General features: G+C 40.8%; 20 protein-coding genes, 1 pseudogene and 1 riboswitch. Of the genes and pseudogenes, 11 read left to right on the top strand and 10 right to left on the bottom strand.

All coding sequences use genetic code 11. The features are described from left to right. The first annotated feature begins 81 nt into the window (after positions 1 to 81). From GW828_RS06655 to GW828_RS06640, 4 genes are all read left to right on the top strand, one after another. Positions 82 to 714 (top strand): response regulator transcription factor, encoded by a 633-nt coding sequence (locus GW828_RS06655; RefSeq protein WP_124017358.1) that lies wholly within the window; start codon positions 82 to 84, stop codon positions 712 to 714. Between the two features lie 148 nt (positions 715 to 862). Continuing rightward, positions 863 to 2,677, top strand: coding sequence for a hypothetical protein (locus GW828_RS06650; protein WP_273058302.1), 1,815 nt, complete (start codon positions 863 to 865; stop codon positions 2,675 to 2,677). Between the two features lie 237 nt (positions 2,678 to 2,914). Further along, on the top strand, positions 2,915 to 4,363 hold the full coding sequence (locus GW828_RS06645) for an OmpA family protein (protein ID WP_273058304.1): 1,449 nt from the start codon (positions 2,915 to 2,917) through the stop codon (positions 4,361 to 4,363). A gap of 244 nt (positions 4,364 to 4,607) precedes the next feature. Then, on the top strand, positions 4,608 to 8,021 hold the full coding sequence (locus GW828_RS06640; RefSeq protein ID WP_273058305.1) for an EAL domain-containing protein: 3,414 nt from the start codon (positions 4,608 to 4,610) through the stop codon (positions 8,019 to 8,021). 139 nt (positions 8,022 to 8,160) lie between these two features. Here the strand turns inward: GW828_RS06640 and pyrC are convergent, their stop codons facing one another. After that, positions 8,161 to 9,198 (bottom strand): dihydroorotase, encoded by a 1,038-nt coding sequence (pyrC, locus tag GW828_RS06635; RefSeq protein ID WP_273058306.1) that lies wholly within the window; start codon positions 9,196 to 9,198, stop codon positions 8,161 to 8,163. 289 nt (positions 9,199 to 9,487) lie between these two features. Between pyrC and GW828_RS06630 the strand changes: the two genes are divergently transcribed. From GW828_RS06630 to GW828_RS06610, 5 genes are all read left to right on the top strand, one after another. After that, on the top strand, positions 9,488 to 10,393 hold the full coding sequence (locus tag GW828_RS06630) for a WD40 repeat domain-containing protein (RefSeq protein ID WP_259395311.1): 906 nt from the start codon (positions 9,488 to 9,490) through the stop codon (positions 10,391 to 10,393). A gap of 218 nt (positions 10,394 to 10,611) precedes the next feature. Continuing rightward, entirely contained in the window at positions 10,612 to 10,896 is a 285-nt protein-coding gene (locus tag GW828_RS06625; protein WP_124017354.1) for a DUF134 domain-containing protein, read from the top strand. 41 nt (positions 10,897 to 10,937) lie between these two features. Continuing rightward, positions 10,938 to 11,378, top strand: a complete 441-nt coding sequence (locus tag GW828_RS06620) for a transcriptional repressor (protein ID WP_273058310.1) — start codon at positions 10,938 to 10,940, stop codon at positions 11,376 to 11,378. A gap of 45 nt (positions 11,379 to 11,423) precedes the next feature. Then, a complete protein-coding gene (locus tag GW828_RS06615; RefSeq protein ID WP_273058311.1) occupies positions 11,424 to 13,133 on the top strand; it encodes an FAD-dependent oxidoreductase in 1,710 nt (569 codons plus the stop codon). 42 nt (positions 13,134 to 13,175) lie between these two features. Next, positions 13,176 to 13,604 (top strand): PaaI family thioesterase, encoded by a 429-nt coding sequence (locus GW828_RS06610; RefSeq protein ID WP_273058313.1) that lies wholly within the window; start codon positions 13,176 to 13,178, stop codon positions 13,602 to 13,604. A 124-nt stretch (positions 13,605 to 13,728) separates the two neighbouring features. On the opposite strand, the gene lysS is transcribed toward GW828_RS06610, so the two are convergent. From lysS to ohrR, 6 genes and pseudogenes are all read right to left on the bottom strand, one after another. Further along, a complete protein-coding gene (gene lysS, locus GW828_RS06605; RefSeq protein ID WP_124017351.1) occupies positions 13,729 to 15,231 on the bottom strand; it encodes a lysine--tRNA ligase in 1,503 nt (500 codons plus the stop codon). Positions 15,232 to 15,285: 54 nt separating this feature from the next. Further along, positions 15,286 to 16,384 (bottom strand): peptide chain release factor 2 gene (gene prfB, locus GW828_RS06600; RefSeq protein WP_165870142.1). Its coding sequence is split into 2 segments (ribosomal slippage): positions 15,286 to 16,308 and positions 16,310 to 16,384, totalling 1,098 coding nucleotides; the frame shifts between segments, so codons are not numbered across the junction. 351 nt (positions 16,385 to 16,735) lie between these two features. Continuing rightward, positions 16,736 to 18,400, bottom strand: a pseudogene (locus tag GW828_RS06595) (methyl-accepting chemotaxis protein). A 138-nt stretch (positions 18,401 to 18,538) separates the two neighbouring features. Continuing rightward, positions 18,539 to 19,690, bottom strand: a complete 1,152-nt coding sequence (gene chrA / locus GW828_RS06590) for a chromate efflux transporter (RefSeq protein WP_182741941.1) — start codon at positions 19,688 to 19,690, stop codon at positions 18,539 to 18,541. 322 nt (positions 19,691 to 20,012) lie between these two features. Then, positions 20,013 to 21,149 (bottom strand): 23S rRNA (uracil(747)-C(5))-methyltransferase RlmC, encoded by a 1,137-nt coding sequence (gene rlmC, locus GW828_RS06585; RefSeq protein ID WP_273058316.1) that lies wholly within the window; start codon positions 21,147 to 21,149, stop codon positions 20,013 to 20,015. Further along, a complete protein-coding gene (gene ohrR / locus GW828_RS06580; protein ID WP_273058318.1) occupies positions 21,139 to 21,630 on the bottom strand; it encodes a transcriptional regulator OhrR in 492 nt (163 codons plus the stop codon). Before ohrR ends, rlmC begins: the two co-directional genes overlap by 11 nt. Positions 21,631 to 21,794: 164 nt before the next feature. Between ohrR and GW828_RS06575 the strand changes: the two genes are divergently transcribed. Further along, positions 21,795 to 21,989, top strand: coding sequence for a cytoplasmic protein (locus tag GW828_RS06575; RefSeq protein WP_124017345.1), 195 nt, complete (start codon positions 21,795 to 21,797; stop codon positions 21,987 to 21,989). Positions 21,990 to 22,120: 131 nt separating this feature from the next. Here GW828_RS06575 and GW828_RS06570 read toward each other — a convergent pair whose 3' ends face one another. The 3 genes from GW828_RS06570 to GW828_RS06560 all read right to left on the bottom strand — a co-directional run bounded on the left by GW828_RS06570 (position 22,121) and on the right by GW828_RS06560 (position 24,767). Further along, positions 22,121 to 22,501 carry a SpoIIAA family protein gene (locus GW828_RS06570; RefSeq protein ID WP_124017344.1) on the bottom strand — a complete coding sequence of 127 codons (381 nt, stop codon included), beginning with the start codon at positions 22,499 to 22,501 and terminating at the stop codon, positions 22,121 to 22,123. A 290-nt stretch (positions 22,502 to 22,791) separates the two neighbouring features. Further along, entirely contained in the window at positions 22,792 to 24,201 is a 1,410-nt protein-coding gene (gene mdtD, locus GW828_RS06565) for a multidrug transporter subunit MdtD (protein WP_273058321.1), read from the bottom strand. Positions 24,202 to 24,212: 11 nt separating this feature from the next. After that, positions 24,213 to 24,767, bottom strand: a complete 555-nt coding sequence (locus GW828_RS06560) for a TMEM165/GDT1 family protein (RefSeq protein ID WP_124017342.1) — start codon at positions 24,765 to 24,767, stop codon at positions 24,213 to 24,215. A 98-nt stretch (positions 24,768 to 24,865) separates the two neighbouring features. Next, positions 24,866 to 24,975, bottom strand: a riboswitch (yybP-ykoY riboswitch). 236 nt (positions 24,976 to 25,211) lie between these two features. Here GW828_RS06560 and GW828_RS06555 point away from each other — a divergent pair. After that, entirely contained in the window at positions 25,212 to 26,414 is a 1,203-nt protein-coding gene (locus GW828_RS06555; RefSeq protein WP_182698603.1) for an aromatic amino acid transport family protein, read from the top strand. The last annotated feature ends 86 nt before the right edge of the window (positions 26,415 to 26,500 follow it).

Genomic DNA, 26,500 nt, shown 5'->3' with positions numbered 1-26,500 from the left:
TAGAATTTTACCCGCTTTATTACGATAAAGACTGATAGATGACAGCAACAGGACGCTGTGTTTTTAAACAAGGAATGTGACATGTTCAACAATAACCTTCTAATTGTAGATTTCCCTGTCCTTCTTCATGGGCAATTTCAGCACCTTGCGAACCTGATCCAATTTAACTTAATTCCGACTAGTGCTAGTGATGCATTATCAGAATTATCCAACGCGTCTAGTCTGGAAAATGACACCAATATTATGGTTCATTATCTTGAAAATCCATTACAAGATATTGGCTATTTATGCGTCGAATTATTTAAAAATGATTTGCATATCGCATTTTGTCCTGCATTAAATGCGGAATTAGAAGTCATTCTTATTTCATCAGGATTTCATGGTGCAATCAGTGTCGATGACGATATAGCCCACCAAATACAAAGTATCAAAAAAGTACAAGATGGAGAAATCAGCTTCCACCCCAAAGCGGTATCCAAATATATCTTGCAAAGAAAGCGTATTCCATCATCAGGTAATCGCGCCAAAATACTTGCGGTCACCACCAAAAAAGAACAACAAGTCTTGTCACTCATACTGCATGGATTAACCAACGAAGAAATGGCCAAAGAGCTCAACATTTCGGTTAACACAGTCAAAATGCACGTCCAAAATATTTATAAAAAGACCAAGATTAAAAACCGCGGCCAATTATTTGCCTTCGCTGCTGGCTGATTCCCCTATTTAATACTCCAGTTAATACTTAAAAAGTGCGCCTAACAATGTATCAATTAAACGATACATTGTTAGGCTCACTTAATATTTAACATTAGATATTTTCATTGTTTTAACAACACTTCATCCATAATGTAAGGACACATTAATGCACCATAAAAGCATATTAGCCATATTGATCTCTGGCGCACTCTTAATCGGTTGCGGTTCATCTGACGATGATACTAATACCGGAATAACTCAACCAGACTCTGGCACACCAACTACGCCGCCTGTATCAGAATACAATCACCAAGTAATCGGTCTCGCGGTATATCAAGGTGCATTATCTGGTGCGACTGTTTGTGCCGATTTAAACCAAAACTTGGCCTGTGATAATGATGAACCTTTTACGATTACAGATGTTGACGGTAACTACCAAATAGACTGGAAAAGTGAAGTCGAAACACCAGATTATTATTTAGTGGCTAATTGGGAAGCAGCAACGGCAACTCAAGCAATTCAAGCACGCTCTTTGGCGCTGAATATTAAAAATCCAACCAACCGTTCTGCGCCAAAAGCTATCGTTAGTGATGCAGGGAAAGGCACATTAATCGCTAGTCCACAATACAATGGTGCGATTAACAACCTGACACATATTAAACTCTCTCGTGTAATAGAGATGAAAAATCAAAGTTTGTCTGACAGCGAAATTGATCAGCTATCGACTGAGTTAGATGCTTTATTAGCAATCTTATATCAATTAGATGCAGCAAGCTTATATTCTGTTTCTGCTGATGCATCGGCTAAAACAAGCTTTACCCGCCTCGAGTACGCAATTGCCTATTTACAGCAAGTCATTGCAACCCAAATACCCAACTTAATTGCAGCAGAGAAAATTCTGGCAGCTACATATTTGGAACTTTGGCAAAAACTAAGCGCCAGCGGCCTTTCAGCAGAAGAGTTTTTCTCAACTGATATATATACTCTCGCAGCCAACATACTGTTTAGTGACGCTGCGATCGCATTAGGGTTTACAGAGTTACCTATTGATTCACGTATTTTGTCCCAAAACGATTGGGATATTGTGCTGGGTAATATCATCAACGAAAAAGGCTTTACCAATACATTATCACTGACCATGTCGGCTGATATGAATGCGTTTTCAATACAAAATGCCGACAATACCAAAACACTCTCTTGGGTTGCGGTTCAACCTAATCAGGCGCTAGCTTTTGAAGCTTCATTAGATGAGGGAAATGAAATAATAACAGAGTGCTGGAATAAAACAGATAAACGCTGGTATACCGAAGATAATGGTCCAATAATTGAACCCACAATTACTGGTAATACCTACAACACTGTATACTCTGGTACGTATGTACCTATTACTATTGATATCGATAAAGTGACTAACGCTAATACGAGTGATTATTGGCAATCGGTTTTAAATATGGCCCCAGAAATATTAAAGTTAGATACATTAACCTGGCCTGATACTCTATACCGATTAACCGTGACTCAATCCGCAGACGTAATGTGTCGTGTCGTTGATGATTATGAAACTTATGAGCTATCAAGCTTTGTGACTGAAGAAACGCTCTCTACTACTATTATGGCGGAAATCTTATTTAAGTTTTATTTTCCTGATAACATTCGCATCGATGAAGAAAATCAAACTATTGCACTACTTGATAGTGACGGCAGTATTGAACAACGTTTTCAAATGACTAAAAGCAATAGCCCAAGTGATCAGTTATTAATTGAAGTTGCAGAAATCGTCGAAGGCTCTGCACAACAATACGTGTATCCAGACTACTTTGTACTTGATAATCAACAACTGATTAAAGTTGAACTCAATAAAGCAATGCAAGCGTCTACAGCAAATAATGTCTCGGTAACGTTTGATAACAACGCAGGGTTTACCCAAACCTTGTATCAACACCTTTACGACCAAGTTAATCCATTGATTTTCGGTCAATAAAGGTAGCAGACTGATATTAATGAAAAATCCCCATAGCGTTAGCTTATGGGGATTTATTCATTCCGCAGAAAAACATCCTTTTGAATGTTTAATATAAAAACAAACATCAAAAATAATAATCAATCTGTAATTCTAATCGCAATTCATTTACACCCTGATGATGTTTGAATATCTTATGGGCACGTTTAAGGTTCTTTCTTAATATTATTGGATACTTTATTTCAACAGGGAGTTGATATGTTAAAACCCGTGCTTATATCATTTGCCGTCATCATGACGACTATGCCAGCGATGAATGCCTACTCGACGACAACACAAGAATTGTTTTCTGAGCCTAAAGACGTAAAAGAAGTAAAGAATGAACTTCGGCATTTCACACCAGTACAATTGATAACGTCAATTGAAGACAAAAAAATTCTTTCCAAAGAAGTGAAAGGTAAACTGATTAGAACTAACTATGAATTGCCGCCGTCTTATACACCTGCCCATTTAATCAATAACTATAAAAACCAGCTCAAGGCATTAAATGCCAGTATCCTCTTTGAATGCGAGCAAGAAAGTTGTGGTAGTGAGGAGAAATTAGCCAAATTTATAAAACCGCTATATACAATTTCAAAAAGTTCACCCTCGTTAATTACTGCCTATATCACCCTTCCTAAAAAACAAGTATATGTGTCCATATATGCGGCGGGTTGGCAGCGCGCCACCAGCGTAGAGATCGATATTATCGAAGTAATCGATGAGCCGCTAGATTTAGTCACCACTAATCAAGGTTATTTATCACAAGAGGTGAGTGAAATAGCAGTAACAGGCAATAGCAACAAAGATGAAAAAAACTCAGCTGATCACCCAATGTTGACTCGTATACCTGGCGCATATATCGATGAGTATACCACCCATTCCTTTGGGCAAATTGCCGTATTAGTGGGTAAGAATGGTAACAAACTTGAGACGCTAAAATTAGACGGTAAAATCACCGATATTGGCTATAACTTACCTCGAACTTATTCTGAATACGAGATTAATGCTAATTACCAAAACGCATTAACTAAGCTTGGCTTTAATGAAGTTTATGCTTGTACAGGTGAGCTATGTGGTCGAAAAACAGAAATGTATAACGCTTTAAAATTACTGATGTCCAATGGCCGTGACGACAGCCAATTTTATCGATTGTATAAGTTAGAAAGACCGGAAGGAAATGTGTACGTAATGGTGTATGTAATTGGCTTTGTTGGCAATCTTGCAGCAGAAGTCCGAATCATTGAAGAAACTACATTAAACAATAATCGTGTAGGTATTGATTTGCAGGGATTAACCGATGAAATAGCCAAAACAGGCCATGTGGCGCTAGACGGTTTGTTGTTTAAATATGACAGTGATGAACTATTACCAGAAGCTTATCCAATTGTAGAAGTGGTCGCTCAATACCTACAAACACACCCTAAACAACTGTTTTATGTGGTAGGACATTCAGACGATCAAGGCTCGCAAGCTTATAACCAAACCTTGTCAGAAAAACGTGCGACGGCGATTAAAACCCGGTTGATCAAACAGTTCTCTATTTCTGCACAACAAGTTGAAGCTAAAGGAGTGGGTGAGTACTCACCTATAGCAAATAACCTTGATGAAAATGGCCAAAAGCAAAATCGCCGCGTTGAGTTGGTGATACGCTCTGACAATAAATAACCGACATATAAACCTTACATAGTAAACAATTGTAAGTTCCCCCAAAAAGGTAGTCTTGGCTACCTTTTTGCTCTTTGCATTTCTCATTCATTGATACAAATACATTTATAGATATTATTACTCAGCATATTGATACGGTGCAGACGCACGTTAGGACAAGATAATCATATGAAGTAGATATTTTTTTTATTGGTAGATTTGGACTAAAGTAAAACAAGGCAATGCGATTTTGTGCGGAGAAGCAATGGATAGTTTTTTCAGTTTGATGAGCAACGCCGTGTTATTACTGGCTCTTGTGGTTATTTATGATGCAATTACGCTACAAAACATCGTTTCCCCAAAATATAAAGATGTCTTAAGTGGCATTTTTATCGGCATGATTACGGTGAGTTTAATGATCAATCCTTGGGAATTTCGTCAAGGAATTTTTTTTGATGCTCGCTGGATTTTATTGAGTTTGAGTGGTCTGTTTTTTGGTTTTATTCCGACATTGATTGGCTCTTTACTCGCTGCATGGTTTCGTATTTATCAAGGTGGTGCGGGGGTATTTGCTGGTACATTAATTATTTTCATCAGTTCTGCCATTGGCTTAGGTTGGCGATACTGGATTCAATCATCAAACAAGCAGATAAACTGGAAAAACTTACTACTAATGAGCCTGGTAGTAGAATTAGCCGCGTTACTCAATGTATTATTAATACCTGTTGCAGATAAATACGACATCATCCTCACTATCAGCCCTACCATACTTACAGTGTATACCTGTGGCTCCATGTTATTGGGATTACTGTTAAAACAACATCAGCAAAGACAGCAATTAGCACAAGAACTGCAGCATAATAAATCCCTTCTTGAAACCGAAAAAAACCTATTACAAAGTATCATTGATGGCATTCCCGATATTATTTTCTATAAATCGATCGATGGCATCTATTTAGGCTGTAATAAAGCATTCGCTGAACTATTAAAACTCAAACCGGAACAAATTAAATATCATAAAGATAGTGACCTCTTTGATGAGCAACAAACAAATAGGTTTATCGAAGCAGACCGTTTTGTTTTACAGAAAAAACAACCATGGAGAAATGAAGAATGGATTACAACATCTGATGGTATTGCACATATATTTAGCACCCAGAAAACACCTTTTACAGACTCATTAGGACACATTAACGGCATTGTTGGTGTTGGACGAGATCTCGCCTATCGAAAACACATTGAAAAGCAATTACGTCGCAGTGAAACAACTTACCGCAACATTATTAGTACTGCCCAAGATGGCTTTTTAATCACCTCACTTGAAGGCAATATCATCGAAGCAAATCAAAGCTTTGTAAATATGACGGGTTACAGCATGAAAGAGCTAATAAACATGCCCATTAACCAAATTGAAACCAGTAACCAGCATCAATTTTCTGATGAAAATATCGACAGAGCTAAGCGAAAAAAACGTTTACACTTCACTTCGCTTCATCGACATAAACAAGGCCATTTATTTCATGTTGAGGTGAATATTAGCTTTTGGGATAGTGATGAAGGAATGTTTTTCTGTTTTGTTAGAGACATTTCAGAACGCATTAATGCCGAACAAAAGCTATTACGCAGTGAATCTAAATTCAGACAAATTTTTGAAAAAATCCCCGCAATATCCGTCCAAGGTTATGATAAAGATCGCTCGGTCATTTTTTGGAATCATGCCAGTGAAAAACTGTATGGCTATACCAAAGAACAGGCCATGGGTAAAAAACTAGAAGATCTCATTATTCCTCTGCCATATCGGGAGCATGTGATAAATAATGTTAATGCGTGGATAAATGATGGTATCCCGATCCCAGCGGAAGAGTTACTTCTAAGGCATGCTGATGGCAGCAATGTTGCCGTTTATTCATCTCATGCATTAATGAACAATGCCGACAACGAAGCAGAAATGTACTGCATCGATATCGATTTAAGCGCTCAAAAAAAGGCAGAAGAACAAGCTCTCACTTTGTCACAAGCAATAGAACAAAGCCCCATATCAATGATATTAACTAATATCGACAGCAAAATTGAATATGTTAATAGTGCATTTGAAAGGATTTCAGGCTATAGCGCCAGTGACGTTATTGGTCAGGATGCCAGTATATTGAAGTCAGGATTAACCCCTAAGTCACTTTATAAGGAATTATGGGATACCATTTCTAGAGGGGATGCGTGGCAAGGTGAACTACAAAATAAAAAGAAAAATGGCGATATTTTTTGGGAACACGCACATATCGCACCTATTTTTGATAACGTTGGCGTCGCTAAACATTATTTAGCTCTAAAACAGGATGTGACTCAATATAAGCTGCAAGAAGAGCGAATAATTCAACAGGCTCACTACGATAGCTTAACAGGCTTGCCCAACAGACTACTCTCACTCGAGAGATTATCGCAAATGCTCAAAGATGCGTTTCGAAGCCAAAATAATGTCGCGGTATTATTTTTAGATTTAGACGATTTTAAAAAAGTGAATGATTCCTTGGGCCACTCTATTGGTGATGAACTATTAGTCCAAGCCGCTGCTCGATTAAAAAACACGATATCAAATAATGATCTCGTAGGTAGGTTAGGCGGCGATGAATTTATCATTATATTGGGCAATATTAACTCGCCCGCTGAAGTTGAAGTTATTGCCACTAAAATGCTCAAACGATTTTACCAACCTTTTGTGCTCAACAATCGTGAGTTAGTGTCTACGGTCAGTATTGGTATAGCTCTTTATCCGCATAACAGCGAAGACCCTAAAGAGTTACTTAGGCAGGCAGATTCTGCTATGTATTATTCAAAGGACCGCGGTAGAAATACCTATAATTTCTATACCCACCAAATGGACCAGGATATAAATCGACGTCTAAGAGTTGAAGAGCAATTACGTAATGCTTTGAAACGAAAAGAATTCGAGGTTTACTTTCAGCCACTTGTAGAAATAAAAAGTCGTAAAATTATTGGTGCTGAGGCGCTTTTACGCTGGAAAAATGCATTACTCGGCCAAGTAACACCAGATGAATTCATTCCTATTGCGGAACAAACCGGACTGATCATCCCTATCGGTCAATATGTTATTGATATTGCATTTAATGCCACGAAAAAATGGCAGCAACAGTTTCAGTCTCAATTTAAAATTGCTATCAATGTTTCCCCTAAGCAATTTAGGGAAAATACCTTTATTGATATGCTTAAAATGCAGCTTGAGAAACACCAGATCCACGTCAGTTCTGTAGAACTTGAAATCACCGAAGGGGTATTACTTAATGGTGACCCGATTATCAATAGTAACTTAACCAGCATAAATGATATTGGTGTCAGCATCTCGATGGATGATTTTGGTACTGGATATTCGTCACTCAGTTATCTGCGTAGTTATCCGTTTGACACCTTAAAAGTAGATAAAAGCTTTATTAATGATATTACCGTTGATCCCGGAGATCTGGAACTTGTCGGGGCAGCGATCGCCATGGGACATGGACTTAACTTAAAGGTTGTTGCTGAAGGTATAGAAACTGAAGAACAGTATCATCTGCTACGTTCATTAAAATGTGATTATGGTCAGGGCTACTTATTCAGTAAGCCATTACCTAGAGCTGAATTTAAGGAACTGCTACAAACACAGGTAAAATCAGCTGATCAATATTAATCATGCAAAAATCAAAAATGCCTGTCAGCTCACTGACAGGCATTAATAATTCGATTCGACAATTAAGCTATTTCCACTTAACTACTCACGATAATAAACAGCATGCTGCGTTAATTACCTGGCTAGCTTAGTGATTAAATTAAGCAGTTTTCACTTTCCAATTGACCGTTTGGCCAGCAAAAAATGGCACGATAGGGCTACCGTTAGGTAAAATAATCTCTTCTGGTACTGTCCATTCTTGTTTGACTAACGTTACGGTACCTGTATTACGTGGCAGACCATAAAAGTCTGCGCCATGTAAGCTGGCAAAACCTTCGAGCTTATCTAAGACACCCAAGTTATCAAATACTTGAGCATATAGTTCTAACGCACTCCAGGCACTGTAACAGCCTGCGCAGCCACAAGCTGACTCTTTGCGGTGTTTTTCATGTGGCGCTGAATCGGTACCTAAAAAGAATTTACTTGAACCAGTCGCCACTGCAGCTTGCAAAGCATGCTGGTGAATGTTGCGTTTTAATACGGGTAAGCAAAAGTTATGCGGACGAATACCACCTACTAACATATCGTTACGGTTTAACAATAAATGCTGTGGTGTAATGGTTGCGGCAACATTAGCAGAAGCACCGGCAACAAATTCAGCCGCCTCTTTTGTGGTGATATGCTCAAACACGACTTTAAGGCTAGGAATAGCTTCGACAATACGCGATAAGTAGCGATCGATAAATAACTTTTCACGATCAAAAATATCAATATGCGATTCGGTCACTTCACCATGCACCAGTAATAACATACCTTGCTGCGCCATCACCTCAAATATTGGGAATAACTCATCTAATGCTTTAACTGCGGCATCGGAGTTGGTTGTCGCCCCAGCAGGGTATAATTTGCAAGCAACAACACCTGCCGCTTTCGCATCAATAATGTCTTGAGCGCTGGTATTATTGGTTAAAAATAGCGTCATTAATGGCTTAAAGTCACTTCCAATTGGACGAGCGGCTAAAATACGCTCCTTATAAGCCATAGCCATAGCAGCTGTCGTCACTGGTGGAACTAAATTCGGCATCACAATGGCGCGTTTAAATAATCTAGCTGTAGCCGGAACCGTCTCACCTAACATGTCCCCATCTCGAAAATGAAGATGCCAATCATCGGGAGCGGTTAAGGTAATGTGCGTCATGTGGGTTCCTTGGCTTAAATAACATATTGTTAGCTGTTATTGTGCCTGAATTCGGATTTTCTTAATAGATGCATAATTTGAACGCAGACTTTTCTATATCAAAAAATCAGCCTATGTTGACGAATAGATCTAGGAATATGTCCCTATGCTATTATGTTAAAAGGACGTTTTTTATAAAGAGATGACATTGTTAACTAATATCGGATCAAAATTCCTGCTTAATACATGCCTTATTATCGCCAGTATCATGGCGATAATAGCGATTTCTGGCTGCGACAAAATGGTGGTAATGAAAACGCCTGATCATCTGCAGCGACTGGTTAATGAGACGCTCATTGATGGCGTACTATCAAGCGATGCCAGCATAGCAGTGACATTAAGCAGAAGCCGTACATTATCGATATGGCAAGTTGCGACTGGCAAATTATTACAGCAATGGTCTGACGATGACTTTGATGAAACCAATTACCTCGTGGCGTTGTCAGCGAATAAACATTACCTTGCGACGGCCAGTAAACACCAAATCTCTATTTTTAACCTTAACACAGGAAAGTTAGACATACGTTGGTTCGCTCAGGGTTTCAATCCTGATGCCAGTATTTCGAGCCTTGCTCTGAGCCAAACAGGCAGTACTATTTTGGTGGGGATGAATGATGGCTCAATTACTGTGATCCAAAGGAGCAGCATGACAATGTCATTATTTAAACAACATAGCGCTGCCGTTAATCATGTTGAGCTATCCAATTTTGAACAGCAAGTACTATCGACTGGGATTGATGGCGATGCACACATTTGGGCCACGTATAGCGGTGAATTAATAAGCAGCTTTTCTCGCCCGCAGCAGATCACTAGCGTGAGTTTTGATGAAGCCAATCGACGCTTGTTCATTGCCGATGCCCTCGACAATAATGTCATTATCGATACTCAAACCACGCAACCCATTAGCCAACTTGATTACCTTGAACGTTACCGCTATTTTCGACAGGCGTTATTCATTAACCATGGTAAAAACCTAATTACCGCAACCTCAAAACAAAGTGTTATCTATTGGGATGCCGACTCAGGAAAAGAGCTTTCTCATTGGGACATTACCGCTTATAACGCTGGTACAACCGTATTTTCAATGGTGCTACAAACCAATGGAAAATTATTAACCCTAAGCTCAGACGGCGCGCTTGAAACCTGGAGTTTATGAGTGAGTATTGACATGGAATTATCAATGATAAGTAGCAATCATAAGTAGCAATATTGTAGTTATTTTGGCTAGCACTATGATGCAATAAACCTCGTATAAAATTAAATTTTGCTGGTGAGTTCAAAGATCTGTTTATATGTTAAATCGACATAAACAATAATCTTGCATGTACAAACTAAACTCAGTATATATAGCATATGCTATAAATGAGGTGCTAAATGGCAAGACCCAAAATCCCCCGAACCATATGTGGTCAATTAGCCAATATTTGCTTTAAGCCTAATGGTATTCCTATGGTGCAATTAGAGCAGGTTCCACTTGCAGAAGATGAAATTGAAGCTTTGCGCTTAGTTGACTTGCTAGGAATGCAGCAGCAAGAAGCCGCTAAGTCGATGGGAATATCCCGCCAAACCTTGGCTAACTTAGTGAAAGGAGCTCGATATAAAGTGGTTGATAGCCTTATTTATGGCAAAGCGTTGATGACAAATATATCAACTAAATAGTACACACTGGTAACACGCATTGGCGTGTTTAGGTAAGTCTAATGCAAGCAGTATTAAAAGACTCTGGCCTCAAAATAACCACACAAAGATGTAAGTTACTTGAGTTTTTAACTCAAGTCGATGAGCAGCATTTCACAGTAGAAAATATCTATCAGGGGTTAAATGCTCGGGGAGAAGCAATTGGCCTCAATTCTGTATATCGAATTATGACCCATTTTGAGCGGGCTGGCCTCATTGTTAGACGACTATTTGAATCTGAAAGTGTAGTTTATGAACTCAATAATAAGCCCCGCCATGATCATTTACTTTGCTTAACTTGCGGTAAGTTAATTGATTTTATCGATCCCTTGATTGAGCTGCGCTTAGGGTTAGCGGCAGAGCATCACGGTATGAGTATTCATCACCATAGCCTCAATATGTATGGTTATTGCTTTAATTGCCAACATGCACTTGACAAAAAATCAGATAAACAGAAAACCTAATAAATAGTCACTTCATTATTAATCAATTTTTTCTTGGAGACAGCTATGACTAAAATAGTCATTATTGGTGGTGTTGCCGGTGGTGCATCTGCAGCAGCAAGAGCAAGACGGGTATCTGAAACGGCTGAAATCATCATGCTAGAGCGTGGCGAGTTTGTTTCATTTGCCAACTGCGGTTTGCCATACCATATAAGCGGCGAAATCGAATCGCGCGACTCACTATTACTGCAAACACCAGAAAGCTTCAAGTCACGTTTCAATATTGATGTGCGTGTATTTAACGAAGTAATTGCTATCGACAGACAAGCAAAGCAACTTAACGTACGTAACCTTATTACTAATGAAACATATCTAGAGTCTTACGATAAACTATTACTCAGTCCAGGTGCATCCCCCATTAAGCCTCCAATCAGTGGCATTAATCATCATTTTGTTCATAGCCTACGTAATATTCCTGATATGGATAAAGTGTTGTCTACCCTTTTACTGCATAAACCTAAACACGCTACCGTGGTGGGAGGAGGTTTTATTGGTTTAGAAATGGTAGAAGCGTTACGCCATCTCGGATTAGAAGTGAGCTTGATCGAACTTGCTGACCAGGTAATGGGGCCAGTAGATATTGAAATGGCCAATATGCTGCACCAAAAGCTTGTTGATAACGGGGTTGATTTACGCTTAAAAACAGGCTTGGCCGCTGTCAATGATTGCCCTATAAAACTCTCTGAAGCCGATAATACTGATGACTACGATAAACCTCTCTCTCCCCATTACCATTTGACATTAGACTTAACAGATAACAATAGCTTAGCAACAGATTTAGTCATTCTCGCCATTGGTGTAAAACCTGAAACTCGCTTGGCCTCTGAGTGCGGTTTAGTATTGGGGCCGCTGGGTGGTATTGCGGTTGATGCTGGGATGCAAACCTCTGATGCTGATATTTATGCTGTTGGTGATGCTATCGAAACAGCTGATTTTGTGACTGGTAAGCCGACACTGATCCCACTTGCAGGGCCAGCAAACCGCCAAGGCAGATTAGCCGCAGATAACATGCTCGGGGGGAAGAAATTATATCGTGCGACTCAAGGCACAGCTATCTGTAAGCTTTTTGATATGGCCATATCCTCTACTGGATTAAATGAAAAAAGTTTACTCAAGCAAGCTATTCCTTATGAAAAAATCTATGTGCACACTGCCAGTCATGCCAGTTATTATCCTGGGGCGCATCCTATTACCTTAAAATTATTATTTTGTCCTGATTCTGGCCGTATTTTAGGCGCTCAGGCCGCGGGAATTGATGGCGTAGATAAGCGTATAGACGTATTGGCCGTGGCACAACGTGCGGGCATGACAGTGTATGATTTAGCCGACCTTGAACTGACTTACGCGCCTCCTTTTGGTTCTGCACGAGATGTGGTCAATCAAGCAGGTATGGTCGCAGCCAATGTATTATTAGGTGATGAAGCCATTTGTCACAGTCAAGATTTACACGCTTTGACCGCAGAGCAAATCATTGTCGATATTCGAAACCCTGGGGAACTCACGGCCGTGGGATCAATTGCAGGCGCAATGAATATTCCATTACCAGAGCTTAGAGACCGGCTAAACGAACTCCCTAAAGACAAAGAGTTACTGGTATTTTGCCAGGTGGGTTTACGCGGACATGTCGCTTATAGCATGTTAATACAGCATGGTTTTAAAGTGCGTAACCTCACTGGTGGTTATAAAACCTACCAGATGGTTAATGCGCGCTTTTAAAGCATTGCTGGGATTTATACTCATCAATAAATAAGGTCTTGTGTGAACCGTTATCAAGAGAGCAAACAAAGCCACAGTCAATGTGTTGTCTGTGGCGACGCTAAACAAAATCCATTGTCGTTACAGTGTAAGTTTTTTGCTGACGGTGACAATCAAGTGGTTGGTTATCATAAAGTGAGTCCGCAGCTTCAAGGCTACAACAGCTTCTTGCATGGCGGCGTTGCCAGTGCCTTAGTCGATGCGGCTATGACACATTGTTTGCTGATGCAAGGTATTAAGGCCTTAACCGCCGAAATGACCATCCGCTTTGTTGCCCCTATAAAGGTTGGTGATGCCATCAAAATTGTCGGTCGATTGGTGAGCCAACGTTTAGGGATGTACCAATTAGAAGCTGCGCTCTTTGTTAACAATAAAGCTTTCGTGACAGCATCGGCAAAGTTTATCCAACCTAAAAGTGGCGTCATCGGCTAGCGTTTTTTGCAAGCAGCAAATTAACCAGTACGAGACAAATTTCCAGTTAATTTTAGTCAAAAAAAACCAGCCCGAAAGCTGGTTTTGATTATTCCTCAGTGTCAGCTACTGCCAACCTATGCCATTACGCTTGTGGGCGCATCGCTGGGAATAAAATCACGTCACGAATGGTATGCGTGTTAGTGAATAGCATCACTAAACGGTCGATACCAATACCTTGACCTGCTGTTGGTGGTAAACCGTGCTCTAGTGCGGTGATGTAGTCAGCGTCATAGAACATTGCTTCGTCATCGCCTGCATCTTTAGCATCAACTTGCGCTTTAAAGCGGTTGTCTTGATCTTCAGCATCGTTGAGCTCACTAAAGCCGTTAGCCACTTCGCGGCCACCGATAAAAAATTCAAAACGGTCGGTGATGAAGTCATTGTTATCATTACGGCGTGCTAAAGGCGAAATATCCGCAGGGTAACCAGTAATGAACGTTGGTTGCATCAGCTTAGTTTCAGCGGTTTCACCGAAAATCTCTTCTAATAACTGACCACAAGTCCAGAATTTCTCTAGCTTGATGCCTAGGCTCGATGCTAAGTCGCGCATAAACTCTACGTCTTTCACTTGTTCGTAAGTCATCGCTTGAATAGTCGCGTTGTCAGGGTTGTACTTTTGAATAGCTTCTAACATGCTTAAACGTGCATAGGGGCCACCAAAATCTACTGTGTGCTCGCCGTATGGCATTTGCGCACTACCCGTTAACTCAATGGCGATTGAACTGAGCATTTCTTCAGTTAAGTCCATTAAGTCTTTGTAATCAGCATACGCCATATAGAATTCCATCATAGTGAATTCTGGGTTATGACGTGGTGACAAACCTTCGTTACGGAAGTTACGGTTAATTTCGAATACGCGCTCAAAACCACCGACCACTAAACGCTTAAGGTATAGTTCTGGCGCAATACGTAAGTACATGGCCATGTCTAATGCATTGTGATGAGTCACAAATGGACGTGCAGAAGCACCACCAGGAATAACGTGCATCATTGGGGTTTCAACTTCCATGAACTCTTTTTTGATCATGAAGTTACGAATGGCAGAAACCACTTTAGAGCGCATAATGAACGCGTTGCGCGAGTCTTCGTTAACGATCAAGTCAACATAGCGCTGGCGATAGCGAGTTTCTTGGTCGGTTAAACCGTGGAATTTCTCAGGTAACGGACGCAATGCTTTGGTCAGTAATTGATACTCTTCCATATTAACGTACAAGTCGCCCTTGCCAGATAAATGCAGCTGACCTTTAACACCAACAATGTCACCGATGTCTAAACCTTGATAACGCTCTTTTAAATCGCCTTGGACTGGCTTACCAGCATAAGCTTGAATACGACCAGACACATCTTGAATCACTAAAAATGGACCACGCTTAGCCATAACACGGCCTGCAATGCTGGTTTGAAAAGCGAGTTCTTCTAACGCTTCTTTGGTCTGCTCACCATATTGCGCCTGTAACTCAGCCGCTTTATGGCTACGTTGCCATGTATTTGGATGCGCATTAGCAGGACAACTGGTGCGAATGTGCTCTAATTTAGCGCGACGTTCAGCAATCAGTTTGTTTTCATCTTGTACGTGTTCAGTCATGTTATATTCTCGCGTTTACTCGCCACACTTACATGGCGGAAAAAGTTAATTTAATTAAAGTCCTGATTTTAGGCTGGCTTCAATAAACTTATCTAAATCACCATCCAGCACTGATTGAGTGTTGCGGTTCTCAATCCCTGTACGTAAATCTTTAATACGGGCGTCGTCTAATACATAAGAACGAATTTGACTGCCCCAACCGATATCTGATTTTGCATCTTCAGCAGCTTGCTTATCGGCATTTTGTTTATGCATTTCTAACTCATACAACTTCGCCTTTAACTGTTTAAAGGCAGAATCGCGGTTTTTATGTTGCGAGCGATCGTTTTGACATTGCACCACAGTGTTGGTTGGCAAATGCGTAATACGTATCGCAGAATCTGTTTTGTTGACGTGTTGACCACCCGCGCCTGATGCACGATAAGTGTCGATACGTAAATCGGATGGATTAATATCGATCTCAATATCATCATCAATTTCTGGATAAACGAAAACAGAGCAAAAAGAAGTATGGCGTTTGCCAGATGAATCAAAAGGTGATTTACGCACTAAACGGTGGACACCCGTTTCAGTTCGCATCCATCCAAAAGCATACTCACCAGTGAACTTAATCGTAGCACCTTTAATACCGGCTACATCACCGTCGGTGACTTCCATTAACTCGGGGCTAAAACCATGTGCATCGCCCCAGCGTAAGTACATGCGCAGCACCATGTTGGCCCAGTCTTGCGCTTCAGTGCCGCCCGAACCAGATTGAATATCCAAGTAACAGTTTGACGCATCACTCTTACCAGAAAACATGCGGCGAAATTCGAGATCGGCTAGACGAGTGTCTAACACCTCAAGTTCTGCAGCTGCATCATTAAAGGTTTCTTCGTCATCTTCTTCAATGGCAAGTTCAAGTAACCCTTCGATATCTTCAAGACCTGAGTCCATATCATCAATGGTTTTGACCACGACAACCAACGCAGCGCGCTCTTTACCTAATGCTTGCGCACGTTCAGGCTCATTCCACACTTCTGGGCTTTCTAGCTCGCGGCTGACTTCTTCTAAGCGCTCACTTTTGGCAGCGTAGTCAAAGATACCCCCGAAGTAGCTCAGTACGTTCAGCGAGCTCTTTAATTTTGAATTTTACCGGATTAACTTCAAACATGAATATTCAACTTAAATTTAGCAGTTAACAAAAGGTGCAACGGCGCATTTTACCTCATGATAGGCGCTAAACCTAGACCGGAAGGATGATTATTAATAAACAAATGACGAATATATTTCACTGAATCAATATCAGAAAAAGCATAACCGTGGGTGTAACGACTAAATGTACGCCATATTGTTGCATAACAGCTTGTACAAAAGATTGAATAAGGATTCGGTTAAGAATTAAGCCTAGGAATGGCTGACTGATAATGCTAAAAAATACCCATAATAGTGAAAAAATACTTCAGATTATGACGAAAAAAAATGAACCCTTAAGGTTCATTTTCCAACCCAATAACAGTCACTATTATATTTTAAATTGACCGACTAACTTAGAAAGCGTCGAGCCTTCATTGGCCACCGTTTTGCTCATATCAGAAGCATCTTGACTGGCCGCTAATAGCGTATTCACAATCTCTTGCACTGAATTAATATTACGATTAATTTCTTCGGTTACTGAGCTTTGTTCGGTAGCTGCTGTAGCTATTTGGGTACTCATGTCATTAATGCTGGTCACTGATGAGGTAACAGCGCCTAAACTTTCAGAAATGGCCCTAGAAGACTCAACTGAACTTAAACAACTGGCTTGGCTCTGTTCCATGGCTTGTACCGCTTTGGTGACTAACTTATGCAGTTCAGACAGCATTTCATTAATTTCGACGGTACTGGTTTGAGTGCGACTGGCTAAATTTCTGACTTCATCAGCAACCACAGCAAAGCCTCGACCTTGCTCGCCAGCTCAGGCAGCTTCAATGGCCGCATTAAGTGCCAGTAAATTGGTTTGCTCTGCAATTCCACCGATCACACTCAGCACTGAGTTAATCTTTTTCGACTGCTCACTCAATGACTTTACATTGGCGGCGGCATTGTCAATTTGGGTCATCAAGTTAGACACTTCAGTTAATGATGTATCGACACAGTCTTGCGCTTTTCCGACGTTATCAGAAGCCGCATGTGTTGCTTCAGCGACCATATTAGTATTATGAGCCACATCATGAGCGGTCGCAGACATTTCAGTAATCGCGGTAACAACCTGATCAATTTCATTGTTATGGTTATAAAGCTGCTCAGTCATTGACACTGTTTGACCACTGATGCTTTGCGCTGCATGTTTAACCCTATCAGTCGCCCCCGCTACATCACCAATAATATTCTGTAACTTGTCAATGAACAGGTTAAAAGCACTGCCTAACTGACCGATCTCATCGATACTCGTTATCTCAAGACGTTTAGTTAAGTCACCCTCACCTTTGGCGATATCATTTAATGAGCCAGCCATATTTTGGATAGGCACCACCATTCTATGGGCCATAATGACTACAGCAAAAGCAGTTATCCCTGTTAAACCCAAAGCAATTAATAAAAATAAGAATGCTTTTTGATTCATCTCTTCAGTTTTATAGGTTTCATAAGCCGCAATAGACTCTTCAATATCATCAATGTAAGCGCCAGAGCCTAACATCCAATGGGTATTGGGGACCATTACCGCGAAACCGAGTTTTTCAACTAACTGTTCTCTACCAGGCTTTTTATAATAATAAGAAAAATTACCGCTCCCGGATTTAGCGGCATCTAATAGCCCAACAATAATTTTAGTGCCATTGGGATCGGCCATGTCAATTTTGTTTTGGCCTTCAAGTTCAGGCATAGTCGGATGAAAAATATTCATCCCCGCATCATCATAGATAAAAAAATACCCTGCTGTGCCAAAACGTAAGTCTCGTAATGCCGCATTAACATTACCTTTATCACCCAAAGAGAGTTCATATTCAACGACTCCCTGGGCAATCTGAACGGATTCTTTGAGTTGATTTTTGCGTTCTGAAATTAATTCACTGCGAAAATTATCAATATCTCTTTTCAGCGATGAGCCTTCATTAACATAAAAAATGCTCAGTAATACTGTGAGGATCAACGTTAGCGGAATTAACGATAAGCCCAATAGTTTATTGCGTAATGAAGATCTCAGCATAGTGGTAGCCTTTTGAAGGTCTTTTAAGATAATAGTCTACAAATATAATAGTCTATTTATTATAAATGGTTACATTAACAAACTATGACTACTCAAAAAAGTGCGGCCTATCGCAAAACGTACAATATAATAACCGCTTTACAACATAGACAACCCACTACCCATTGCTGCAAATCCTATGACTAACCATACAAGGCTTGGCTTAAAGACTTTTAATACACTAAAACCAATAATCACTAATGCCATGTCCTGCGGCATGATGACCGCACTTGTGAATACTGGCTGATAAAGTGCTGCCAGCAATAATCCCACAACGGCAGCATTGACACCTGCTAACGCACCCGCAATTGCAGGACGTTGACTAATGCTATGCCAGCTTTTTAACCCCACCAGCATCAGTAAAAATCCAGGAAGAAAAATTGCCAGCGTGGCAACTATCGCCCCTAAAATAGGTGACTCTAACCATAAATCAGCGCCTAAAAAAGTAGCCAGAGTAAACATGGGCCCAGGGATGGCTTGTGCAAGCGCATAACCGCTAAGAAAACGATCGGCAGTAATGTATTCGCCAACACTGGTTTCAAGTAAGGGTAAAACCACATGTCCGCCACCAAAGACTAAACTTCCAACTTGGAAGAATTGTGCAAAAATTTGTCCTAGGCTATCTGGTTGATTAATAAAATATAAAGATGCCACTATTACTGTAATAAATAGCCCTAACCAAACATAATTAAGCTCTATCGGAGGGTTGTCTGGCGTAATACTGTCGCCTCGAGTCATCAACATGACTCCAACAATCGCTGCCACAATTAACACCCCAATTTGCATTAATAATGACGGCATTAAAATGATGGCAACAGCTGTTGCTGCCATAAGTATTTTAGCGGTTTTTCGTTGACAGAATTGGGTGAACATTGACAAAGTTGCTTCAGCAACAACCACGACAGCGAGTAGTTTTAAACCATGGATGGCACCCGCAACAGCAGTCAACTCGAGCCATTGTGCACTGGTAACGGCAAATAAAAACATCAATAAAAAAGACGGTAAGGTAAAACCTAAAAAGGCAGCAAGACCACCTAATAGACCACCACGATGATAACCAATTGCAAAACCAACCTGACTGGAACCTGGCCCCGGCATAAACTGACTTAGGGCAACAAAGCTTGAGTACTGTTTACTGTCTAACCATTGCTGATCGTCAACAAAGACTTTTCTGAAGTAGCCTATATGCGCTGCAGGGCCGCCAAAACTGATTAGACCTAATGCTAAAAAGCGAGTAAATATTTGCCACATTGTCCGAATACCTTTTTATAGTGATTAACAATGCTATGACAATGAGATGGCATTTTTATGACAATAAAAAAATGCCCCCATCACCATACATAATACTAATATTTATCAGCAACTTATATTTTCTCGTTAGGTAGAGTCATCGTGTAGTGCCACAAAGCTTAGTTGGAGAAAATAAACATTTATCAAATAATCCATTATTCGGCTAAATCGTATTACCTCAACTTGTCAGAAATAAAAACCACCAGCTTGCGATGAAATGCCTCAAATATTCTGAGCGTGGCTTACATGCTTTATATCAACTCAACGTTGAGATTAACTCGGCCTATTGCAGCAGCTCTAACATAACCAATACCTCAAAATGATCCGTATGAGGAAACATATCAAACATTTGTACTTTGGTAATTTCGTAACCCGTAATACAGGCTAAATCTGTCATTAAGGTGTGTGGATTACAGCTAGAATACACAATGGCTTTGGGCGCAAACTCGCTCAATGAATCGCATAAGGTTTTACCTAATCCTCGCCGCGGTGGGTTAACAATAATAAGATCGGGTTTGACTTCAGCTGATTGCCCTTGTGCAAAATGGGTTGAATCAAGAGCACTAAAATCCACTTGTGTCAGCCCAAGTTTGCTGGCTGACAAGATGGCACATTCTATTGCTTCTGATTCAATCTCTATACCCGTTAAGCGAATTTGATGATCAGCACAATGCAACCCAAAACCGCCGACACCACAGAATAAGTCCCAAATATAGTTAGGTTTAAACTCAGTAACCCACTCCCTTGCAATCTGATACAACTGCGCCGCAACGTCAGGATTTGTTTGAAAAAAGCTTTTTGGCCGAATAAATAACGGCACATGATTCAGTTGTTCTTCTAAGCGCGTAGTTTCGGTTAAAAAGATTTCTCTTTCACCTTCTAAAATAGCCATATGAATCGGCTGAATATTAGCCGACACTAAGGTAATTTGAGGAAATTCTTGCAGTAACTGCGGTAATTCTCGTTCAATTCGCGCGATCGCGTTATCGCTACGCAAAACAAAACGCAGCATAAACTGGCCACTACTTTGACTACGAGTCAGCAAAATAAATTTGAGCTCACCTTTGGCCTTATCGACTCGATAAGGAGGCACACCCGCTTGCTGCACAAATCGCTCTAAACGGTGTAATAACAATTGCATATCTTTAGGGTATAACGAACAATCACATAAGCTGATCGGCTCCCCTTGTGGATTAACCAATCCTAAAATAGGCTCATGAGCGGCACCTAATACCACCATTTTGGCTTTATTACGAAAGCCAGATTCTGCACTTAATATCGGTGAAAACCATTGTTTAACCGACATGTCACGAAACAAATCCATTAATTTTTGCTGTTTTACATTTACTTGCTCAACCATTGGCAGTTGAATATTGCGGCATGACAAACAATCGCCACGCTCAAAATAGTCACATTTCACAGCTGTTTGCCTCTCCAGAATTTAACATCATAAAAGCGTGATCACACAGTTGTTTGAGTTGCTGTAAGTCATCAATAGTGCCACCCACTTTACAGCGCATTTGCTCAGGAATACTCAAGGCTTGTTGATATAATTGTTGGCCTTGCTCAGTAACATGCAGCACTCGCACACGTTCATCTAATTCACTGCGACCACGGCTCACTATACCTTTGCTTTCTAGGCGTTTTAACAAGGGCGTTAAGGTTCCAGAATCAAGGTGTAATTTTTCACCTAAGGTTTTGACACTAATTCCTGGCTCTTTCCACAATACCATCATCACTAAATATTGCGGATAAGTTAGTGATAACTCATCTAACAATGGCCGATAGGCGCGGATCATTGCATTAGTCGCACTATACAACGAAAAACACACTTGGTTTTCAAGTGCTAGCGGGTTTTGCACTGAAGGTAATTGAGATTCATTAAGCACTTTGCTAGACATAGGTCAAACTCCACTAACCACTAATATGGGTTAATCATAACATTGGTTGTGCACAACCTATAATCAAAAAAAGCATCTCGCGTTATTTTTGATAAAAAATAATCAAGTCTTTGGGTTTTCGGCCGTTATACTTATACCATTGGTTTTTTATATTAAGGTTAATCATGTCACTTAGCATTAACTCACCTTCTTCAATGCCTACAACGATTGATTCAGGCAACAGCTTAAAAGTTGCCGTTATGGCTAAAGATCAGCAAAAAGCTGAAGGACAAATGGCATTGCAACTCATCGAAGCTGCACTAGCACCAGCGCCGCAACCCGTAGGCAACAGTGGCCATAATATTAATACAACTGCATAATTTATTTGTAGCGTCCTAAAAACCCTAGTGAATATTTTTTATATTCCTAGGGCTTTTTTACGAACGACACACTGCACAAGAAGCCAATCAATAGTCGCGACTAAAGATTGGCTTATACCTGCTATGCGAATTTAGTAACGCAGCCATTTCAATGCGTCATCTTCATCTTCGAAATATTTAATCTCGCCCGCGATAAACCAACTACCGATTTTGGCCGCCCATTCTTGCCAATTTTTATTGCCCCAAATAGCCACTCTTTCAAACTCAGATTTGTGCTTTAATCCCAGTGATAAATCATCCCAAGCAGCGCGTAAATCCCAGCCCTCAAGTTCAGTGGCGTCGAGAAATAAACTCACTTTAGGTTGATTAACTTGGCTTAAAGCCCCTTCTAACATAGGGGTAATGACGAGATAGTCTTCGTGGGTTAGTGTGCCCGTTGCTTTTAATGTCACAAAAAACACATTTTCAATTCGGTTTATGCCTATTGATAAACCATGTTTCTTCATATCCATATCGTGGCTCCTTTAACATGCGATTACACATTTAACTGCACACGCCTATCAACAACGCTTATGCATGCTTACATTTTAAGCAATTATAAAATTAAGTATGTGCAGGGCTGCACAAAAAACAAACAGAGTGATTGTAATTAATGTCAAACAGCATCATGTATAGAGCATGATTGGGGTGACAAAACCACGTTATAAATAACAAATTCAATGCGAATCACAGGACGATTTAATTAAACAGCAATAGATTGAAAATAAAGACTTTTATCAGAAAATAGCAAGATGATGTACCATTATGAATCGCTTATCAAACGGCCATCGTCTTTAGATAACTGCGAAAAAATCACGGCGGCTAACATAGTCATCACCCCGACTGTCACAAAAGTGAGCTGGAACGCCCCAAGTACTGTCGCGGCGTTATCGCTACCAATATTGGCACTAAAACCACCGAGTAAAGCACCAGCACAGGCAACTCCCAAACTTAATGATAATTGCCCGACTACCGACAATAGGCTGTTACCGCTACTGGCACTAGCATCATCAAGATCGATTAAAGTCACGGCATTCATTGCGGTAAACTGCAATGAGTTAATCGCGCCCATGAAGGCCAACACGCCCAGTAACAACCAATAAGGGGTGTGCTCGTTAACTAAGCCTATGCTCGCCAGCATCAATCCCAGAGCCAGTGTATTAGCGGTTAATACAAATCGATAACCTAAACGTTCAATAATGGGACGAGCCACTGATTTGGCCATTATTGCCGCAGCAGCCAATGGCAGCATACTCATTCCCGCCTGAGATGGTGAATAACCCAAAGCGACTTGCAGCAACAATGGCACCAAAAAAGGCAATGCACCACTGCCCAAACGAGCAAACAGATTACCAAACAGACCTATAGCAAATGTTCTGGTTTGGAACAATAATGGTGAAAACAGTGGCTGATCAATTCGCCCAGCTCGAAGCCAATAGGCAATTAAGCATGCCATGCCACCAAACAACAGCAACATCACTCGCAAGTGTGGCAGATGCAGTTCACCTAATCCTTCCATAGCAACGGTAATCAACAACATCGCCGCACCAAACAACAAAAAGCCTAGGGTATCGAAACGCGATCTTTCCTTACCACGAAGGTCAGGAATAAACCTCCAAACCGCATAACACCCCACAATGCCGACAGGTAAGTTAATCAAAAAGATCCAATGCCAAGTGAGATATTGCACCATCCAACCGCCCATCACAGGACCAATTAAAGGACCGAGTAAACCGGGGATGGTGATAAAGCCCATGATCCGCACCAACTCAGAACGCGGGTACGCCCGCAGCACAACTAGCCGACCAACGGGCAGCATTAATGCACCACCCAAGCCCTGAATGACTCTAGCGCCAATTAACATGTCCAACGAATGCGACAATGCACAAAGCAATGAACCAAAACTAAACAATAGGATGGCACCAAAGAAGATTTTCTTAGTACCAAAACGATCTGCAATCCAACCGGAAGCGGGGATCAACAGAGCAACCGTGAGCATGTAAGCGATAATGACGCCTTGCATGCGCAGCGGATCTTCGTTTAAGTCATTGGCCATTGCGGGTAAAGCGGTATTGAGGATTGTCCCGTCAAGCGACTGCATAAAAAAAGCAATGGCAACCACCCAAGGTAATCCTCGAGCAGTTTGTGCATCAAGCAGTCGGCTATCGGGCATTGAACCTCCATTTACCACATGAGTGTCGCGACACCAAGCAGTGCAAATAGCACGGCACAACCGCGATGAATAAGCTTCATTGGTAGTTTGTTCGCACTAAAATGACCTGCCAATACCACAGGGACATTAGCAATCAGCATACCCAATGTGGTGCCGATAACAACCCAGGTTAATGATTGATATTTTGCCGCTAAGACAACAGTAGCAATTTGTGTCTTGTCACCAATTTCGGCGATAAAAAACAAAATAAACGTCGCAGTAAAAGCACCTAATTTATAAAAACGGTTATCATCGTCATCCATTTTATCGGGTATGAGCACCCATAAAGCAATGGCAAAAAATGAACCGGCTACCAAATAGGTGGCCCATTGAGGATCAATCCAAGCAATGGCCCATTGACCAATCCATGCAGCAAGAAAATGGTTTAATAACGTGGCAAGTAGAATGCCTAATATGATAGCCGTTTTATTGCTGAATCTGACAGCGAGTAGTAAAGCCAATAATTGAGTTTTGTCGCCGATTTCAGCAATAGCAACAGTAAAGGTTGAGGCAAATAAAGCTTCCAATGTGATAATCCTAGGGGTAAATGACGACTAAGCACAGACCGCCGCATACCCCTTGATGCAGTGACAGTGCTTAGGTCTTGCATGGCGAAATCATTAACATCAATAATTTTGCCGTAAGTACCATGGCATGAGGCCAAGTATGTTGACACTTACTCCTAATCATATCGTGTCGATATGCTTAGGTTAGCTACTCCCCTAAAACGATGGGCATTATAGCTTATGATTAGATTTAATCAACGCATTGATACAGTAAAGAGCTTAACGCAGTACTGACGTAATGATACGCTATTGCAAAATCATAGTGTAAAACCGTTTAGCTAAATGTTGAGTAATTGTTTATAAACGCAGCTGTTAGCCTATAACCATCAAAGATCCTTGCCTGCTCTGTCACCCTTCTGCTAATGTCCGACACAAATAAAATAATAATTAGACAGGACGTTTTCGGTGAATTTTAAAACTTTAGGCTCTATTTCGATTGTAGCAGGGACTGCAATTGGGGGTGGCATGCTTGCGCTGCCATTAGCAACAGCGGCATTAGGCATAATCCCAGCATTAATTTTACTCGTGGTCATTTGGGGCCTATCCGCTTATACCTCATTATTGATGCTAGAAATTAATCTTCACTCTGGTATCGGCGATAATGTTCATGCCATTACCGGTAAAACCCTGGGTAAAGTCGGCCAGCTAATCCAAGGAGGTTCTTTTCTCAGCTTATTGTTCGCTCTGACTATGGTGTATTTGATGGGAGGGTCGTCGCTATTAGAAACCCGCTTACAGCCCATTGGCATAAACATGAGCAACCAAGTGGCAGTCATACTGTTTACGGTTATTTTTGGCGGATTAATTGCCATTGGCGTAAAATGGATTGATAAAGTATCACGTATTTTGTTTACTTCTATGGTGGTGTTACTGGTCATTGTGGTGGCATTTCTATTACCCGACGTTAACCTAATAAGTGCATTAAACAATTATTCAACCGAAGTCGCTTCAGGCACTGCGCTGCAGCAATTATGGTTAGCGGCTATTCCTGTGGTGTTCACCTCATTTGGTTTCCATGTGTGTATTGCTACCATTGTGCGCTACTTAGAAGGTAATGCCGTTTCTCTTAGAAAAGTGCTATTAATTGGCTCAACCATTCCGCTGATTTGTTACATTCTATGGTTATTAGTGACCTTAGGCTCTTTAGGTGGTGAAACAGTACATAGCTTTGGAGGTTCATTACCTAAACTTGTTACCGCCTTACAAAGCTTAGCCCAATCACAAATTATCAGCCAAGCTATTGATTTATTTGCTAACCTCGCATTAATTACTTCATTTTTAGGTGTCACCATGAGCTTGTTCGATTACATAGCCGAGCTCACGCGAGCCAACGACGATGCTGCTGGACGTGCAAAAACCTGGTTAATGACCTTTATACCACCTCTATTGTGCGCGCTTTATTACCCCGACGGCTTTTTTAAAGTCCTTGGTTTTGCTGCTATCCCATTGGTAGTGATGATCATCTTCTTACCCATTGCAATGGCATTAAAACAACGCTCACAGCAATTGGGCGGTTATCAAGTATCTGGTGGTACTTTAGGGCTTGTTGTCGCAGGTTTACTCGGTATATTAATTGTTATTGCTCAGTTAATAGTGGCATTAACCTAAATGAACTAACTGATTAACCGGATTTGTAAGCGAGTTTTTCAAACGCTTTTAAGATGGTTAAACATTTGTTAAAGTCAGGCTTAGCC

Source organism: Shewanella vesiculosa, from assembly GCF_009994065.1.
In the GTDB taxonomy this organism is placed as follows: Bacteria; Pseudomonadota; Gammaproteobacteria; order Enterobacterales; family Shewanellaceae; genus Shewanella; species Shewanella vesiculosa.
This window is presented reverse-complemented; position numbering and strand designations above follow the sequence as displayed.

Coding starts and splice junctions, on each gene's coding strand:
- GW828_RS06655 (WP_124017358.1), top strand. CDS start 82: ATGTTCAACAATAACCTTCTAATTGTAGATTTCCCTGTCCTTCTTCAT.
- GW828_RS06650 (WP_273058302.1), top strand. CDS start 863: ATGCACCATAAAAGCATATTAGCCATATTGATCTCTGGCGCACTCTTA.
- GW828_RS06645 (WP_273058304.1), top strand. CDS start 2,915: ATGTTAAAACCCGTGCTTATATCATTTGCCGTCATCATGACGACTATG.
- GW828_RS06640 (WP_273058305.1), top strand. CDS start 4,608: ATGGATAGTTTTTTCAGTTTGATGAGCAACGCCGTGTTATTACTGGCT.
- pyrC (WP_273058306.1), bottom strand. CDS start 9,198: ATGACGCACATTACCTTAACCGCTCCCGATGATTGGCATCTTCATTTT.
- GW828_RS06630 (WP_259395311.1), top strand. CDS start 9,488: ATGAAAACGCCTGATCATCTGCAGCGACTGGTTAATGAGACGCTCATT.
- GW828_RS06625 (WP_124017354.1), top strand. CDS start 10,612: ATGGCAAGACCCAAAATCCCCCGAACCATATGTGGTCAATTAGCCAAT.
- GW828_RS06620 (WP_273058310.1), top strand. CDS start 10,938: ATGCAAGCAGTATTAAAAGACTCTGGCCTCAAAATAACCACACAAAGA.
- GW828_RS06615 (WP_273058311.1), top strand. CDS start 11,424: ATGACTAAAATAGTCATTATTGGTGGTGTTGCCGGTGGTGCATCTGCA.
- lysS (WP_124017351.1), bottom strand. CDS start 15,231: ATGACTGAACACGTACAAGATGAAAACAAACTGATTGCTGAACGTCGC.
- chrA (WP_182741941.1), bottom strand. CDS start 19,690: ATGTGGCAAATATTTACTCGCTTTTTAGCATTAGGTCTAATCAGTTTT.
- ohrR (WP_273058318.1), bottom strand. CDS start 21,630: ATGTCTAGCAAAGTGCTTAATGAATCTCAATTACCTTCAGTGCAAAAC.
- GW828_RS06575 (WP_124017345.1), top strand. CDS start 21,795: ATGTCACTTAGCATTAACTCACCTTCTTCAATGCCTACAACGATTGAT.
- GW828_RS06570 (WP_124017344.1), bottom strand. CDS start 22,501: ATGGATATGAAGAAACATGGTTTATCAATAGGCATAAACCGAATTGAA.
- mdtD (WP_273058321.1), bottom strand. CDS start 24,201: ATGCCCGATAGCCGACTGCTTGATGCACAAACTGCTCGAGGATTACCT.